Annotated in this window: 15 protein-coding genes; 9 read left to right on the top strand and 6 right to left on the bottom strand. The window is 38.2% G+C overall.

Going from position 1 to position 16,439, the window contains the following annotated elements:
- Nucleotides 1-17: 17 nt before the first annotated feature.
- On the bottom strand, nucleotides 18-728 hold the full coding sequence (locus ACYQ03_RS05335) for an MIP/aquaporin family protein (protein ID WP_459908167.1): 711 nt from the start codon (nucleotides 726-728) through the stop codon (nucleotides 18-20).
- Nucleotides 729-1,159: 431 nt separating this feature from the next.
- Nucleotides 1,160-1,726: a glycerol-3-phosphate responsive antiterminator gene (locus tag ACYQ03_RS05330; protein ID WP_459908165.1), complete on the bottom strand. Its 567-nt coding sequence runs from the start codon at nucleotides 1,724-1,726 to the stop codon at nucleotides 1,160-1,162.
- A 404-nt stretch (nucleotides 1,727-2,130) separates the two neighbouring features.
- Here ACYQ03_RS05330 and ACYQ03_RS05325 point away from each other — a divergent pair, with 404 nt between their 5' ends.
- On the top strand, nucleotides 2,131-2,631 hold the full coding sequence (locus ACYQ03_RS05325; protein ID WP_459908163.1) for a hypothetical protein: 501 nt from the start codon (nucleotides 2,131-2,133) through the stop codon (nucleotides 2,629-2,631).
- Between the two features lie 412 nt (nucleotides 2,632-3,043).
- Nucleotides 3,044-3,343: a zinc-ribbon domain containing protein gene (locus ACYQ03_RS05320; protein ID WP_459908161.1), complete on the top strand. Its 300-nt coding sequence runs from the start codon at nucleotides 3,044-3,046 to the stop codon at nucleotides 3,341-3,343.
- A gap of 161 nt (nucleotides 3,344-3,504) precedes the next feature.
- Here the strand turns inward: ACYQ03_RS05320 and ACYQ03_RS05315 are convergent, their stop codons facing one another.
- Entirely contained in the window at nucleotides 3,505-4,251 is a 747-nt protein-coding gene (locus tag ACYQ03_RS05315) for a hypothetical protein (RefSeq protein WP_459908159.1), read from the bottom strand.
- A 71-nt stretch (nucleotides 4,252-4,322) separates the two neighbouring features.
- Between ACYQ03_RS05315 and ACYQ03_RS05310 the strand changes: the two genes are divergently transcribed.
- Nucleotides 4,323-4,793 (top strand): hypothetical protein, encoded by a 471-nt coding sequence (locus ACYQ03_RS05310; RefSeq protein WP_459908157.1) that lies wholly within the window; start codon nucleotides 4,323-4,325, stop codon nucleotides 4,791-4,793.
- Nucleotides 4,794-4,986: 193 nt separating this feature from the next.
- Here the strand turns inward: ACYQ03_RS05310 and ACYQ03_RS05305 are convergent, their stop codons facing one another.
- The gene (locus ACYQ03_RS05305; RefSeq protein ID WP_459908767.1) at nucleotides 4,987-5,187 is read right to left on the bottom strand and encodes an IS3 family transposase; all 201 of its coding nucleotides are present in this window, start codon (nucleotides 5,185-5,187) and stop codon (nucleotides 4,987-4,989) included.
- 535 nt (nucleotides 5,188-5,722) lie between these two features.
- Here ACYQ03_RS05305 and ACYQ03_RS05300 point away from each other — a divergent pair.
- The 6 genes from ACYQ03_RS05300 to ACYQ03_RS05275 all read left to right on the top strand — a co-directional run bounded on the left by ACYQ03_RS05300 (nucleotide 5,723) and on the right by ACYQ03_RS05275 (nucleotide 14,124).
- Entirely contained in the window at nucleotides 5,723-8,194 is a 2,472-nt protein-coding gene (locus ACYQ03_RS05300; RefSeq protein ID WP_459908155.1) for a LuxR C-terminal-related transcriptional regulator, read from the top strand.
- Between the two features lie 105 nt (nucleotides 8,195-8,299).
- Nucleotides 8,300-8,554, top strand: coding sequence for a DUF2442 domain-containing protein (locus ACYQ03_RS05295; RefSeq protein ID WP_459908154.1), 255 nt, complete (start codon nucleotides 8,300-8,302; stop codon nucleotides 8,552-8,554).
- A complete protein-coding gene (locus ACYQ03_RS05290) occupies nucleotides 8,529-8,804 on the top strand; it encodes a transporter suffix domain-containing protein (RefSeq protein WP_459908153.1) in 276 nt (91 codons plus the stop codon). The genes ACYQ03_RS05295 and ACYQ03_RS05290 overlap by 26 nt, the downstream gene beginning before the upstream one ends.
- Nucleotides 8,805-8,817: 13 nt before the next feature.
- Entirely contained in the window at nucleotides 8,818-10,296 is a 1,479-nt protein-coding gene (locus tag ACYQ03_RS05285; protein WP_459908151.1) for a GAF domain-containing protein, read from the top strand.
- A 592-nt stretch (nucleotides 10,297-10,888) separates the two neighbouring features.
- Entirely contained in the window at nucleotides 10,889-11,260 is a 372-nt protein-coding gene (locus ACYQ03_RS05280) for a response regulator transcription factor (RefSeq protein WP_459908149.1), read from the top strand.
- A 32-nt stretch (nucleotides 11,261-11,292) separates the two neighbouring features.
- On the top strand, nucleotides 11,293-14,124 hold the full coding sequence (locus ACYQ03_RS05275) for a [Fe-Fe] hydrogenase large subunit C-terminal domain-containing protein (RefSeq protein WP_459908147.1): 2,832 nt from the start codon (nucleotides 11,293-11,295) through the stop codon (nucleotides 14,122-14,124).
- Between the two features lie 530 nt (nucleotides 14,125-14,654).
- Here the strand turns inward: ACYQ03_RS05275 and ACYQ03_RS05270 are convergent.
- Nucleotides 14,655-15,065 (bottom strand): hypothetical protein, encoded by a 411-nt coding sequence (locus ACYQ03_RS05270; protein ID WP_459908145.1) that lies wholly within the window; start codon nucleotides 15,063-15,065, stop codon nucleotides 14,655-14,657.
- Between the two features lie 60 nt (nucleotides 15,066-15,125).
- Nucleotides 15,126-16,361 (bottom strand): MalY/PatB family protein, encoded by a 1,236-nt coding sequence (locus ACYQ03_RS05265; protein ID WP_459908143.1) that lies wholly within the window; start codon nucleotides 16,359-16,361, stop codon nucleotides 15,126-15,128.
- Nucleotides 16,362-16,439 lie beyond the last annotated feature (78 nt).

The raw sequence follows: 16,439 nt of genomic DNA, 5'->3' as shown, positions 1-16,439 counted from the left end.
GTTGAAAAACTAATCAGTTAACCTAAAAAGAATGTTGCATAGAATACTGCCCCTAACACACCACCAATAATTGGACCAACTACGGGAATCCAGGCATAGCCCCAATCAGAGTGTCCTTTACCTGCAATGGGTAGTACCGCATGGGCAATACGGGGACCCAGGTCCCTGGCGGGGTTAATGGCATAGCCGGTGGGACCCCCTAAGGAAAGACCAATGGCTAAAATCAAAAGTCCAACAACAAAAGGGTTCATACCATCGGCAAATTTATTTGCACCAATGGCTAAGATGCCTAATACCAGAATAAATGTACCAATTACTTCACTTAACAAGTTTCCTACTGTATTACGAATGCCAGGGCCGGTGCAAAAGATACCTAATTTGGCTGCTTGATCAGGGGTTTCTTGCCAATGGGGTAAATAGTGTAGCCACACAATAACAGAACCCAAAAAAGCACCAATAAATTGTGCCAGAATATAGGTAGGTACATCAGACCAAGGAAAATTTCCAATGGTAGCTAGAGCTATGGTTAATGCTGGGTTTAAATGGGCCCCGCTAAAGCCTCCCACAGCATAGGCTGCAATGGCTACAGCTAATCCCCAACCCGCCGTAATAACAATCCAACCGCTATTTTCTGCCTTTGATTTTTTTAATAAAACACCTGCGACAACACCATTACCTAATATGATCAAAATCATCGTACCAATTATTTCAGCTAAAAAAGGGGTCACAGCATATCTTCCTTTCTTCAATTGAATGATCTTTTATAGGGTCACTAAATAAATGTACCAAATCTTGTTCACAGAGTTAACCGGTTATACTTCCCAGAGAAGAATTATATTTCTATCTGAGTAGTTCACCCCCTTTAAAAATAAAATAACGGCCCTTCAGAACATTTTAATTTAAATGTTCCTTTAGGCCGTCTCCCTCTCTCCTGGCTGGGTTAGAGAAAAATAAAAACCCCATAAATAGCTATTAGAAAACTAGCTATCCACGAGGGTCTTCTCCAGAACTCTACCCAAATATCAAGTTGTAAAATCGGGTTAACATAATATTGTATTTATTATTAATTATAAAGATTCACATAAATCTGTCAAGAAAAATATTAATTTTTAGACATTTCGATTTCCCTGTTTATAGATTTTAGTCTAGGATCCATCTTTTATAATTCCCAGAGAGCTCTCCGGCTGGTTGATATAAAATCGATACCCTTTGCAAATACTTCTTTAACGTCTTCCTCGGTTTTTAATAAACCACCACCAAGAATGGGCAAACCCAATGACTTTTTAAGTTCCTCAATAACATAGGCAGGAACGGTTGCTGGTAATACTTCCACTGCACTGGGCTGTACATTTTTGGCAATACGAATACCAGTTTTTAATGATGTAGAATCTACCAGAAATATTCTTTGAATTACCGAGATTCCCTCTTCATGGGCAGATTTAACTAAATTAGATTTAGTAGTTACAATTCCCGTAACTCCCATCCTTTTGAGGAGCCTAATGCCAGCCCAATCCTTACCAACCCCTTCGATTAGATCGATATGTACCAACAATCCTTTTCCCGCTTTATTAATCTTACTAGAAATATTAGGTAGTATGTTTATTTCCCCACCCAACAGAAAAATAGTTTTTATTTTCGGATGTTTAACAGCTTCTTCTAGATCCTCAATTCTTGTCAAGGCAGCACCAATTTTTCTATCAAACAGTATTTTTTGTTGAAAACCCATCTAATACCCTCCGACTTTAAGATCTGATTTAGATATTAGTAATATCGTCTCCATAACAACTGCAATATATTTGTGTGATGTTTAACAAGCCTTGGTGAGTACGCTCTGATTGTAACAATCAAAATGCGTATCTCATAGATACAGTAATTCGAGTAGAATAAAACTCAAATGATTTCAATATAAATAAATGTATAATAGCAATAGCCAGGCTTATTAAAGAAATCTTTTATTGTAAAAATAATTATCTATACTTTTTAGAAAAAATAATTTTTATTTCGTTTGCAAAAGGATTTCTAGGGCATGTGTCGAATTATGTCATCTAAACTTTTTTCAAAGTTATTTATTATGTGGCATTTGTCACAATCTATTTTATAAAGATCTATTAAAAATTAATGGAGGTCTCAATGATACAGGTTAATAATTTTCGTGAAGTTGTAAAACTTAGAAAAACATGTGGCAGACAGGATTTTATATCCTGTGACAATTGTACTTGCCCCCTAAAAGCAAAGGGTACTCTGGGAATGACTGTCTGTGAGTTAGTCTCATCGCATATTACTAGTGAACCAAAATCCGTAGATATTGTCTGCAGTTGCCCGGTGGAAGATGATCCGTTGGGTATTAAAGATTTTTTTGAACACTGTGAAAAGGGCTATATACGCCCCACTTCACGTCAACTGGATTATATGAAACATCAGCAAGAGAAATGTACCAATTGTCCTGCTAACACACGGTATAAGATGCATCACCCTAAATTTAATATTGAAATATCCCCTCACCTATGTACTACCCTGAAGTCCACAGCCCAAACAATAAGAGATGCCGCTAAAGGAAGTTCCTGCTGCATCATCCCTAGGGGTCCAAAACGATCTACCAAGGCTTTCTCATTGGGAAAATCCATGGTGTAATATAGAACCGAGGATAGGGTAGACCATCCTCGGTTTTATTACTCTTTGGCTCCAAATTTGATTGCCATTGATTCCTTCAGACATCTCTGTTCGTTCTCTAGTAATATGCTTTCTAAGCCAATACTATCTAATATCTCATTTATCAATTCTTTATTCATCCTCTTCCCCCTTTCAAGTAGTTACCCAATTAGTCTATGCACCAACCTGCAAAAAAATTACTACTATTTTCATTTTTTATTTATTAAATAAAAACTTATGTTATCTTGCAAAACCTTTTATTTTTGATGTATAATACAATCAGCTCGAAAAATGCTTGGATATACGGTGAACTTTCTCTATTGCCACTGGCTGAGGGGAATTTTTTGAAAACTGTTATTCCCTAGCACGGGCAATTATTTGAGGAGGTTTTTCCATGTACCAAGACAAAACTTTAACCTGTAAAGATTGTGGCGTTGATTTTGCTTTTACTGCTTCTGAGCAAGAATTCTACGCAGAAAAGGGTTTCACCAACGAACCCGGTCGTTGCCCTGAGTGCCGTGCCGCCCGTAAGGCTCAAAACAATAGAGGTAACGGTGGTTTTAACCGTAGAGAGCGTCAAATGTTTGATACAATTTGTTCTGCTTGTGGAAAAGAAACCCAAGTTCCTTTCCAACCCCGTGGTGATAAACCCGTATACTGCCGTGATTGCTTCAGACCCCGCAACAACTGGTAGTATAAACTAACAATTGATACCTAAGCCGTATAGCTTTTGCTATACGGCTTTTTTATTTGGGCTTCTACTACCCTACTACCTTCCCAGAATTTGTAGTTGATTTAATTTTTTTAAAAGTCCAAAGGGCTATTGAAAAAATTCTAATACAAAGGTTTATATAATTATTCTAATGCAATTTTAGTTAATCTGTTTTTAACATCATCTGTATACAATTTATTCATTTCTACTGCATCGTTATAGGAATCCCACATAGCAAATACGTAAATTGAAGGAAAAAAAAGTAACCATTGGTAGTCTAGCACTTTGTTAACTCTTTCAAATTCCCCGATTAGGGTGTATATGATTGCATGGTTTATTTTTGAAAAAATTATGATTGCAACCATCCAGCCAAACAAAATTATACCCTTTAAAGCTTTGGAGGTATAAAGATGCCCAAATCCTGTAAGTAAAGCTGACCATATAAGTGATGACCATGGGTTGTATCGACTTAAATAGTTAACTCCATATGGTGATAAATTAAAAAATTTAATATAATGCCTTTTCTGTTTTTTCTCTAAAAAAGATAAAGTATTATACTCCACACAAGTCTTGTAAGCATCAAAAATTGCAAAGCAAAAAACTACGCCATAAAAAATAGCCCAATTTAATTGTATTACCTCTTTGGCTTTTTGAAATTCACCAACAAAAGTGTACAGTATTCCAAGATTTATTTTAGCTTTAAAGTTTAATAGCATCTCCCAGGACATCAAAGTTAATCCCTTAAAGTAATTACCTAAACATAAATGTCCCAGGCCTGGTAAGGCAGCAGACCACCAAGCACTGAGCCACGGACTCTTATTATGTTGAACTGCAACATTTATTGTTGACATGCCCATTCGATGAATTCTAATTTGTTTTCTATTACCCAAATAATAACCCCCCAGTTAGGTAAAAATATAGTAACCGAAGGAAAATTTGTTTATTCACAGGGAGCTATAAAATGTACTGGATGTATGGACTTTTTAAACCAGATCTAATTTTAGAACTGGGAATAAAAGAACTCAAAGAAAAAGGTTTCCGCGGAGAAAGATTAAAACTTATTACCCTCGACCCATGTCTACCCTCAAGACAAAGATTATTAGACTCCATGTATCAAAATGATGGGTTAAGTCTAATTGACGGAATTGCAATTTTTTCTTCCATTGGAATGTTATTTGGTGTTATCTATGGCTCCCTTATGACAATTGGATCCATAGCAATGGGTCTTATTGCTCTAATTATTGGTGGTCTCATAGGATATATAGTAGACAAACGAATAAATAAAAAAAGAAAAGTTAAGTACGGAAACCCTTCGGGAGAAGTTATTATATCCGTGCTATGTGAAAATGAGCAGCAGGGAGATATGGTCAAAAATATATATAAGGAGTACAGGGCAGTTGCAATAGGTTTTAGTCCAGAATACATAAAATAATTATATCTGGAGAAACCTAACTTTATTAGTAAAATGAGGTTATAAATTCTTTGGGGTGTATCTCCAGTATTGGCAACAACAAGGGCTTGCTTCTGGCTTCCCTTGTAGAAGGCCTATGACTTTAGGTATAATATATTAAAAATAAAAAAGTAAGCTATATACAAAAGAAGATATGTAATCTATACACATATATTTAAGAAGGGATGCGATTGTCAAGAAAAAACTGAGCCAATCGCCAGAAAATAGATGAGCCACTAACTGAACTGTACAGGTTTGATTCATGCATTAGTTTAAGTACTGTTTTATGGTTGATAATTATGCCTTTCTTCCTTACCTCTGCAGTTATTCGACCGTAACCGTAACGGCCCTTATTTTCATTAAAAGTCTGAGGTATTCCTTACCTTTTTCAAGATACAAACACATCCAGGTTTGAATCATCTTCTGGGTTACATCATATTTTCATGCTGTCTTTCGTAGATCCATATGATTGATAAGCACTTCTCAACAGCACTAACCTTAAAATCCCCCTGAATAGTGTTTTAGTTTTCGGCCTTTTATCCCCTTCTCTGAACCCCTTTCATCTACTAAATGATTATCACTGTGTCCAACAATTGGGGTGCACTTTCGTATAAGGGCTCACTTTTATTGTAGCATTTATAGAAGGGTCTACTCTGTACCTCCCTATGAAAATGTAAAACTTCAGTCAATTAGTTTAAAACTCTTCTTGCAATTTTTCCTTTAGCTATAGTACTCTCGTTGATCCTATTGGGCAGCCAATCGCATCAAATATACTCCGAAATTTATAACATAATAAGTCGATTGAATATTACAGTTTTTTAAGAGTTTCAATGTAATTGATTAGCAGACGGATATATCAGAAGGTAACATTTCTCGATTTAGAAAAAGATCACAAACAAGGAGATGACATTATGAGCGAAAAGAAAGCTTTTCAATCAAGTATTCATTATTATTCTCCAAGGCTTCTAAAAAAACTAAAGGATATTCTATCCGTGCCGGTGACGGTGGTAGAAGCACCTTCCGGCTACGGCAAGACTACGGCGGTGAAGGATTTTCTCATGAACAACCTACCCGGTGGTGCACACCTGTATTGGTGGAGCGCAGCGGAGGATGCTCCCGAAATCTCCTGGGATAGGCTATGTCGGGAGCTTGGGCGTATCGACCCGGAAACTGGAAAGCAGCTGCTCTCCGCCGGTTTTCCCAAGTTGCTATCTGCCTGGGAAATTGCTCAGATAATCAGCAGTCTCCACTGCGATACGCAATCAGTGTTGGTACTGGACGATTTTCAGTTTTTGCAAAAGGAGCTTCCCCGGACCGTTTTGTCAGCATTACTTTCATATGCCGGACCGGGATTACATGTCGTCATCATCACTCAAACGTCCCGCCCTTTTCTCCTTTCCTTTTTTGAGCAAGCGGGTGTCCATCACATCCAAACAAATGACCTGCGTTTGGGCCTAGAAGATGTGCGGCGTTATTGCCGGCTTTGCGGTATTGCCGTGTCAGAAGTTGAAGCCAGACAGCTTTATGATTACACCGAGGGCTGGATAGTGGCACTTTATCTCACCGCACTGCAGATGCAGAGAGGAGAAGGTCTTTCTCCGGGCTTGAGCGTGCTCCAGCTTATGGAAAACATCGTATGGGAAAACATGAGCAGCCAGGGGAAAAATCTTTTTTTTCATATGGCACCCTTTTCCGGTACAACCATTGAGCAAATCAGCTTTTTGCTTCAGACAGACCCCCTGCCGGAAAATATATTTCAATTGCTGGAAGAAACACCATTTGTCCGCTATGAGGGTGACGAGCGGCGTTATGTGCCTCACGCCTTATTGCGGGAAATGCTGCTTAGAAGGCTCCAAGCAGCGGATACCCAGACAAATATCAACTGTTATGGCAGGGCTGGTAGATGGTACGCAAGTAATGGAGATACAGTGCACGCTCTTTCCTGTTTCTTTAAAGTGAAGGATTATGAGGCAATCCTATCCCTGCCGTTGAACGGACTGACCCTGGCACGTATCGACGGCATACCCTTTACACAGTTGGCAAATAAACTTTTGGACCATTGTCCTATGGAAATCAAATGTAAATATCCCATATCGCTGCTGCGCATTGCTTATGCATTCATTGGCGCAGATAAGCGAGAACAGGCAAGCATACTGATGCAGGAGATTAAGGACATTATAGGTGAAATAGCGGACGAAACCGAGCAAAAGACCCTGCTGGGCGAATGGCTGCTGGTTTCCGCCTACATGGAGTTTCCCGATATTGAAAAGATGGAACCCATACTCCAAAAAGCGGCTGAAATGATCGGCGGCAGATGCCGGACACTTACTGCTGTAGAGCCCTTCGCCTTTGGATTGCCGCTGATGATATTTTTCCATAAAAGGCCTGGCCGATTGGACCAGGAAATACAGGCCCTTTCCAACGTGGTACAACTGTTTTATGTCCTCACAGGCGTCAAAAGCGGTGCCGATGAGCTGCTAAAGGCCGAGTCGGCTCTCTACCAAGGATGTCTTTCCGAGGCTGAGATACTTTGCCACAAGGCTGCCTATTTGGCTGAAGGAAGCGGTCAGTGGTCAGTGAGGACAGGAACGGTTAATTTGATGGCGCAGTTGGCAGTAAAACGCGGTAGAAATAACGACTTATCTCAATACATCAAAAAACTGGAGCAAACAGTGGGGAAGGATGCTATATGCCCGATTGTTATGCAATTGCTGCAGACGGATTTTTATATGTGGCTGGGCCTGATTGAATTGATTCCAAAATGGATTCGGGATGGTAGAGCAGCCTTCCCCGATGGGCCATCATGGGTCAGGATTTATTTGAGCTATTACCACCTTGGTATCCTTTTACAGGAGAAAGAATATGTACGTCTGCTGGGAACGGCGGAGGCAGCCATTGTCGAATGCAAGGAGTTGGGCTATCTTATGGTGGAGCAGTACATGTACCTTATTGCGGCGGTGGGCTATTTCAAAACAGGACGGCAAAAAGAGGCTTTTTCCTATGTACGGGAAGCTCTTGCCAGTTCCGTACCCGACGGAATCTATCTCCCTTTCATGGAATTCAAATGGATGCTGGGGGATTTGGTCGAGAAAGCTTTCTCTGAGCTGGGCAAGAAGATGCCTGAGGAAATTACGACAAATGGACAGGTGATCGGTGATAACTGGAAACTCCTGATACGTCTCAGCTCAGAAAGCGAAACGCTGCCCTACGGCCTGACGGAACGGGAGATGGAGGTGGCCACACTTGCTGCCAAAGGTATGAGCAACAGAGAAATCGCATCAACCCTGTTTATCACAGAAGCTACCGTCAAATTCCACCTACATACCGTATTTTCCAAGCTGGGCATCGACCGCCGAAGCAAGCTGGCGGGGATTCTTGAATAAAGATAGTAAAAAACTATACTTTCGATTGGGGCGGAAAATAAAATTCGTTTTTATTATATCAATAAAGCAGGTTTTTTTTTGCAAAATACATAAGGGGGTGCTTTGATGGGATACATTCATGCTGTTACGCCTTTGGAGGGCTATAGGCTGCTGATACAGCTTAATACCGGAAGCAGCATCACAGTGGATTTATCGGCCAAATTAATGACCGCCCGCTTTGCGGAGCTTTCCGATGAAGAGGTATTTAACAATGTTAAAACCGACAGAGAAATCGTCATATGGGGTGATGGTATTTTAAAAATACCGTTGTTTGAGCTGATTGACGTTGCCGTGGGTGTATTTAGGAGGGACCTTTATTAGTATTTTAAAATCCAATAAGACTGCACTGCTACTAATAATTGTTTCGTATATTGTATATGGTTTTGTTTTTATAATCCCATTCTTGCATCTTGACCTTAAGACAAAGATTATATGCTGTTCTGCTTTGTATATAACAAGTCATGTAATATTTTGGGCAGGTACTGCAATTATTGGAAAGAGTATTTTACGCAGCCATATTCTTGTGAATCTGCTAAATCGGTTGAAAATATTAAAGTCCAATAATTTTTAGGGGAATATTGAATATGATTAAGGTCACACTTAAAAAAATCATATCAAAAAGTGGGTTTAAGGAATTTATAACAAACACTGAAAAAATATTGGGATCGCCTATCTGTATCAAGGACACCAGGGGAAAATTCCTGTTTGGAAGCAGCGACAGCCTACCATATGAATATGCCGTGAAATGTAATGACTCTATAGTCGGCAGTATTTGTGGAGAAAAAAGAGTTTATATTATAGCTGACCTGCTTTCATTCTGGATTACTATAGAGTATGAAAAAAAGGCTCTTGGCCAAGAGTTGCTGGAAAAGTATAGGGAGGTAAATTTCTATTTTAATGTAACTGAACAGTTAGCTAGCAATCCAGAACCTCTAGAAGTTGCTCGATTTTTAATTGAGGAATCCAAAAGGCTTATTAAGTACGGAGATATATCAATAATTCTTATCGAAGATGAAGGTAAAAAAGTATTATCCTCATCTCAAAATGAAGATTATTCATTGGAAGTAGCAAAGACTTGCCGCTTAATTATTGATAGTACTTTAAACAACAACAAAGGAGAAGTTATTAATAATTTCCCATCAGACAAAAGATATATTGAAGAAAAGATTAAGGTTAATTCTCTAATGTGTGCTCCTTTAGCCATAAAAGACAAAGTATTAGGTGTAATCATTGTAAGCAGCAGGGAGTCAGCAGACTATTCTGCAGGTGACTTAAAGCTGTTATCCACCCTGGCCTATCAGATAGCTGCAGCCATTGAAAATGCCAGGTTATTTGCTAAATTAAAAGAAACCATAGAGGATTTGAAGGATAAACAGGATGAACTCAGCAAATCAATAAAAACCAGAATGGAGTTTGGAAATATATTTATTTCCGTAGTTCTTATGGTTAGCTTATATACACTTCTGATTACTTTATTGAACAACACTGATGTTGGAGCTAAAGAGATGTATGCTATCAGTCGGGCAATTGAGATTGCCTTCGTATTAACCAATGTCTGGCTGGTATTTCGAAGCAAACTTCCTCTAGAGAGCTTTGGTATAACAACAAAAAATACAAAAAAATCAATAATTGAATCACTTATTATTAGTGCAGTGTTAATGGCTGCTTTAGCCGGATTAAAGGTATACCTTGTAAATAATCTGCCCTCATTTCAAGGTGAACCTGTAATGTCCTGGAGATATGTTGGATGGGATTACCTTACATATATTATAGTTGCACCTCTGCAGGAATTTTTATGCAGGGGTATACTGCAAAACTCCATTCAAAGATTCCTGGTAGGCCCTCTGAACTGGTTGTGGGCAATAGTATTGACATCCTCATTATTTGGAGTATTCCATATTCATGAGTCCATAGAACTTGGGATAGCAGCTATCCTAGGCGGGCTGCTTTGGGGATGGATGTTTGTAAGGCATAAGACTTTAGTCGGCGTCAGTATAAATCACTTTTTAATTGGTAACTGGTTGGGTGTTCTTGGACTTTGGAACATCATAACTCATACTTAATATTTAAGGGGAAATCTGTAATGTATACTTTGACTCAAAGGATTAAATGGTCTTTTGTCAGAATTTTGTATTATATAACGCTTGCATTGGCAGCTTTAACAGGTGGAATAGCTACATATTTACTCGCTCCCATTCCATCCTATTATTTCTTTGGTGATTTTGCATTCTGGAGACATATTAAATATTTTTACCCATTGAATAAACAGATGTACCGCATTATATACTTCTGGTTATCGGACCACAAATATAGAAGTATGTTTTCTCAACCTCTGTCATCTCCTCCGATGAAGGGTCCTGACCGGACTAAATTAAAAATCTCACCGAAATGGGAACATGGTGAGTACGACTGCGCGGGGTGTGTAAAATGCTGTATTAAAATCAGCTGTCCAATGCTGGATAGTGACGAAAATAAATGTCTGGTTTATAACAGTCCGTACTGGAATTATTTCTCATGTGGTAGGTATCCCGTCTCCCAGGAACAAATAGATTACTATGACTGCTTTAAATGGCAAATGGAGGATAAATACCCGGCAGAATACCCCATTAAAAGAAGACATAATATTTAAATAATTCTATTTAAGGAGAGTGTATCATGGCTAAGATTTTAATTGTTGATGATGAACCCCATATAAGAATACTCCTGGAGCAAACATTGGAGGAACTGGAAGACGAAGGGGTTGAATTATTGGTTGAGGAGAATGGCGAAGACGCTCTCAAAGTAATAAAAGATGAATTACCCGAGTTAATTCTTCTTGATGTCATGATGCCTAAGATGAACGGGTTTCAAGTATGTGACATAGTAAAAAAACAACTGTCCATAGATTCATATATTGTACTCTTAACTGCAAAGGGCCAGGAATTTGATAAGCAAAAGGGCAATGAAGTGGGCGCTGATATTTATATGACCAAACCTTTTGACCCGGACGAAATAGTTGAAAAAGCAAGAGAAGTTCTGGGGCTATAGATGATTCATAGCATGAGAGGTGGTTATTAACAGTGCTTAATGGAATTGTATATACTGATAAAGAGCTATGCCAGGCATGTTCAGCATGCCTCAGAGTATGTAGAACCAAGTCAATAAAAGTGCAGGATGGAAAATCGGAGATCATTAAAGAGAGCTGTATAGCTTGTGGAGCCTGTGTTAAAATTTGCAGCAAAAACGCCAAGAAATACAGAACGAGTATTGAAAATGCTGAGCAAATAAAATCACAGCGAGTAACGGCTATAATATTAGCACCTTCCTATGTTATATTAGCCCATAAGAAATATCATTGTACACCGGAACAGTTTTGCAGCGCTTTAAAAAAACTTGGTTTTGCGCTGGTATATGAGTCAAGCTTTGGTGCTGATGTAGTTACAAAAGTTTGTATTAACTACATTGCTGAACAACTAAATAAAAAAGGAAGAGAAAATGCACATCTTATAACCAGCCCCTGCCCAGCCATTATGAACTTTGTTGAGAAACATACACCGGCACTTATAGAAAACTTTATACCTGTTTTAAGCCCTATGGCTGCCCAAGCTGTAATAGTCAAACACTGGCATAATGAAGATCTGGCAATCATTGGTGCTGCTCCATGTACAGCAAAGAAATCGGAATTACTAGATGAACAGCTATCCTTATTTGATGAAGAACTGACTTTTGAAGAACTGATTAATTTAATAGATAAAAATAATATCATACCCTCAGAATTGCAAGATGAAAAATTTGACGGCATCCAATCCTTTTACGGTGCAGGCTTTCCTGTTTCAGGAGGCCTGACAAATGCAATGAAATTGTTTTTAAAGGACAAGGAATTTGACCCAATCAGTAAGGACTATCTGATAATTGAAGGGGAAGACAGAAGTGTAAGTTTCCTGGAAAATATGGCCCGAAAAAAAACCGAAAATACAAACATAAGCGGATACCCTTTATTGACGGATATATTGTACTGTGAAGGCTGTACTGTAGGCAAAGCCATGGGAGTTGAATGTGATTTTTGGGAAGCCAGGAGTATTATTTCAGATTATACACAGAGAAGATTTAAGAGCTCTAATAGTGAAATAGGGCAAAGGAATTATTCTATTACTGAAAAAAATACAAAAGAAGCTCCTAAATTTAGAGAATGGCTTCATATTGTTGACAATCTGATAAAGGAAAATGTTTTTATCAGACAATGGCAAAATAACCACTATGAGAGAAAAGAGCCGGGTGAAGATGAAATAAAGTATATTCTGGAACAGGACGGAAAGCATACAATTGAAGATGAACTCAACTGCGGCGCATGTGGTTATGACAACTGCAGGAGCAGGGCTAAAGCTGTATACAACGGGGAAAATGAAGCCGGAGGCTGCATTGTTCATATAAAGTACGAGGCCAAAATATCCGTAGAAGAAAATAAACGTCTTCAGGAATTAGACAGGATGAAATCGGACTTTTTATCTACTGTTTCTCACGAATTAAGAACTCCTCTTACATCAGTTTTGGGCTTCTCCAAGATCATAAAGAAAAAGCTGGATGAAGTTGTCTTCCCGCAGATCGATGTAAGCGACAAGAAGAACAATAGAACTGTCAGGCAGGTTGGAGATAATGTGGATGTTATCATATCCGAAAGCAAAAGGCTAACAAATCTTATCAATGACGTGCTGGACCTTTCAAAAATGGAAGCGGGCAAAATAGATTGGAAAATGGAGCTTCTCTCTATAGAAGAAGTAATTGACAGGGCAACTGCCGCTACTTCTTCCCTCTTTGAAAAAAATAACCTTGAATTAATAAAAGATGTTGAAAATGACCTACCTCAGATAATGGGTGATAAGGATAGACTAATTCAGACAGTAATTAATCTTATATCCAATGCAGTTAAATTTACCGACATCGGTTCGGTAACCTGCAGGGTTAAAAGACTTGATAAACAATTGGTAATAAGTGTAATAGACACGGGTATAGGTATTGCTCCAGAAGACTTGGAAAAGGTATTTGAAAAATTCAAACAGGTTGGAGATACCCTGACTGATAAACCGAAGGGTACAGGCCTTGGACTATCGATATGCAAGCAAATTGTGGAGCAGCATGGTGGAAAGATATCGGTAGAAAGCGAAATAAACAAAGGTAGCAATTTTTCATTTTCAATACCACTGCCCTTTAAGAAAGCTACCGCAAATAAGTTAAATGTAAATACTTTGATTAAAGAGATGAGAGACCGAGTATTACCCTTGGTTCCAGGCTTTAATAAAAACAAGGAAAATATTTTAGTAGTTGATGACGATGTTAATATAAGATCTCTTTTAAGACAGGAACTTGAAGCTGCCGGCTATTCCATTAGAGAAGCGAGGGATGGTATTGAAGCAATAGACGAAGTCAAGAAGAATATACCGGATTTAATAGTACTTGATGTTATGATGCCCCAAATGAATGGTTTTGATGTAGCTGCAGTATTAAAGAATAATCCGATAACCGTGAATATACCTATTATAATACTCTCAATAATAGAAGACAAGGAAAGAGGTTATCATATTGGAGTGGACAGATATCTTACAAAGCCTATAAATTTTGAAGAATTGTTAAGGGAAATACAAGTACTTATATATCAGGGCAATTCAAAGAAAAAGGTGCTTGTAGTAGACGAAAATGAGTCGACCCTGAAGACATTGATTGAGGCCCTTGAAACAAGAGGATATACAGTAGTAGGGGCCGTGGATAGGGAAGAATGTATAAAAAAGGCCATAACGGAAAAGCCGGATATCATCGTACTGGATACCATATTGAATGAGGGATATAAAAACGTAGTTGGTTCACTGCGCCTTGAAAAAGGTTTGGAAAACGTACTGTTTCTCTTTGCAGGGAAATAGGTACTGAACAGGATTTGGAAATATTCATTTGTCCGCTATACCTTAGATTGGCTGATACTCTCTGAACATTTGAGAGACGAAAACACGGCTCTGCTGTCGACACTATGAACAGACGCACATTCGCATAACATAGAAATTAAAATTGAATAAAGGTGAAAGATTACTATCTAGATTATAGTAATCTTTTTTATTGAGGCATTCTTAGTTTATATACACTCCCTAAAAAAGACGACTCTAAAATTCCCAAGCGATTTTAAGCCCATCCTAGCCACCACCTGGGGAGTGTACAGATTTTTGTGGAATTGGATTGTTTCCTTGTAGAATTGGATAGGCTTATAATGGCTCTTACCGTCGGGAGGATAGGGCAATGCTGAGGAGCAACCTGAGCACCAGCAGATATACGTTTTCCCACTGACTGCTCCTTGCTTAACGAAGCAAGGGAGAAGCTTGATGACATTATCGACATTATACACAAGGCTCTTGGCAAACCAGGTAAGAGACCGCGTACTTATAAGCTTTGAGAAATAGGTTTATCTTTCCCAAGGTAATTTATATTTTGAAGATGTTGTTAAAGGCACTATTGAATAACTTAAATTTAAAGCATCAAGACCTTCTTTGTACCATTTATCTTTACTAAAAGAGGCTTCCACCAAAAATAGCTTCTTTATTGTCTGTTTATCCGATACTCTTACAACATATAAATTATTACCTATGTAAGATGCTTGAATTTTATATTGACTAGCCGATATTAAACTGTCACCATTAGAATTCTCATCATTAATGAAGCCAATATAAATATCCTTTAAACCTTCAACCTCACCAGATTTGAGATTAAGATATAAATCTTTTAAATGAAACTTGGCTAATATCAATGTAATTAAGACGATTAGTATTATAAAAGCCGTCCTTTTGTTAGGGTAAGACAAATTCATTTTAAACATTGCAACCACCTCTAAAAATCTCCCCAAAACAATACATTTCTTCGTCATATATATTCATTCTCACTCTACATTTTCAGCATAATTATCTGATTCAGCAGTTCCTTCTTGCTTATTAATTGCATCACATATTCTTTTCAGACCTTCAGCCAAGACAGATCTGGGGCAAGCAAGATTTAATCTGATAAAGCAGTCTGAATTCTGTACGAACATATTCCCGCCCTCTAACAAAACACCTGCCTTATAGGCAAAAAACATTGGAAGGTTCTCGTCTTTGCTAAAATAAGCACTTACATTTACCCATGCAAGGTACGTTGCTTCTGAAATTTCTAAAACAGCCTTTGGCAAATTCTCTGCTAGATAATCTCTGGTAAAAACAAAATTGTCATCCAGATAAACCCTCAGTTCTTCTAACCAGGGTTCTCCCTTTTCATATGCAGCTTGGGCACCTGCAACACTTAAGGGATTGTCAAAATTGTAATGTCTTGCCAGCCAAGTTTTTCTTAATTTTTCATTCGGTATAATAACATTTGAAAGCATCAGCCCAGCCATATTAAATGTTTTGCTCGGAGCCATGCAAGTAACTATTTTTTCATACTCAGGGAATACTTTGGCTAACGGAATATGATTTTTACCCAACCTCAAAAGATCACAATGGATCTCATCTGAGATAATCCACAGGTTGTTTCTGATACATATATCGCCTAACCTACTAAGTTCATCTTCGGTCCAAACCCGGCCGGTAGGATTGTGTGGATTACACAGAATGAAAAGGGTTGTTTTTTCGTCAGCCGCTTTACGTTCAAAATCATCGAAATCAATACTGTAACAACCGTTATTATCTATTAGGTCTGAACATACACTCTCCCGATGATTAAAATCTGCCGCATATTTGAAATATGCATAGGACGGGGTTAAAAAAATAACTTTTTCATCTGGTTTACAGATATACTCAACAAGTTCATATAGGGCAGGTATAATACCATTAGACATTACCATGTGTTTTCGTTCAAAACTCCAACCATATCTCCTAATGCACCAATTCACAAAAGCATGATAATAGCTATCAGAAAAAATACGGGTATAGCCGAATATTCTTTTGTCCAGCCGCTCTTTGATTGCGTCAATGATTACCTGTGGTGTTGCAAACTCCATATCAGCAACCCACATTCTAATAAATTCCTCATCTGCGTAAGGAAATGTCATAGAATCATCTGCGTGGAAGATATATTGGCGAAAACCATCTGTATTCATTGCATTAGTATTTCTTCTGTCAATAATCTCGTCAAACTTGTACATAATCTCAACTTCCTTTTTGTTTTTTGTGCAGCTGCATTTAATTACACTAATTTTACTTGTAGAATCGTCCAGCATCAA

Source organism: Desulfotomaculum defluvii (assembly GCF_054657375.1).
Note: the sequence above shows the minus strand (reverse complement) of the source record. Positions and strands in the feature narration are given on the sequence as shown.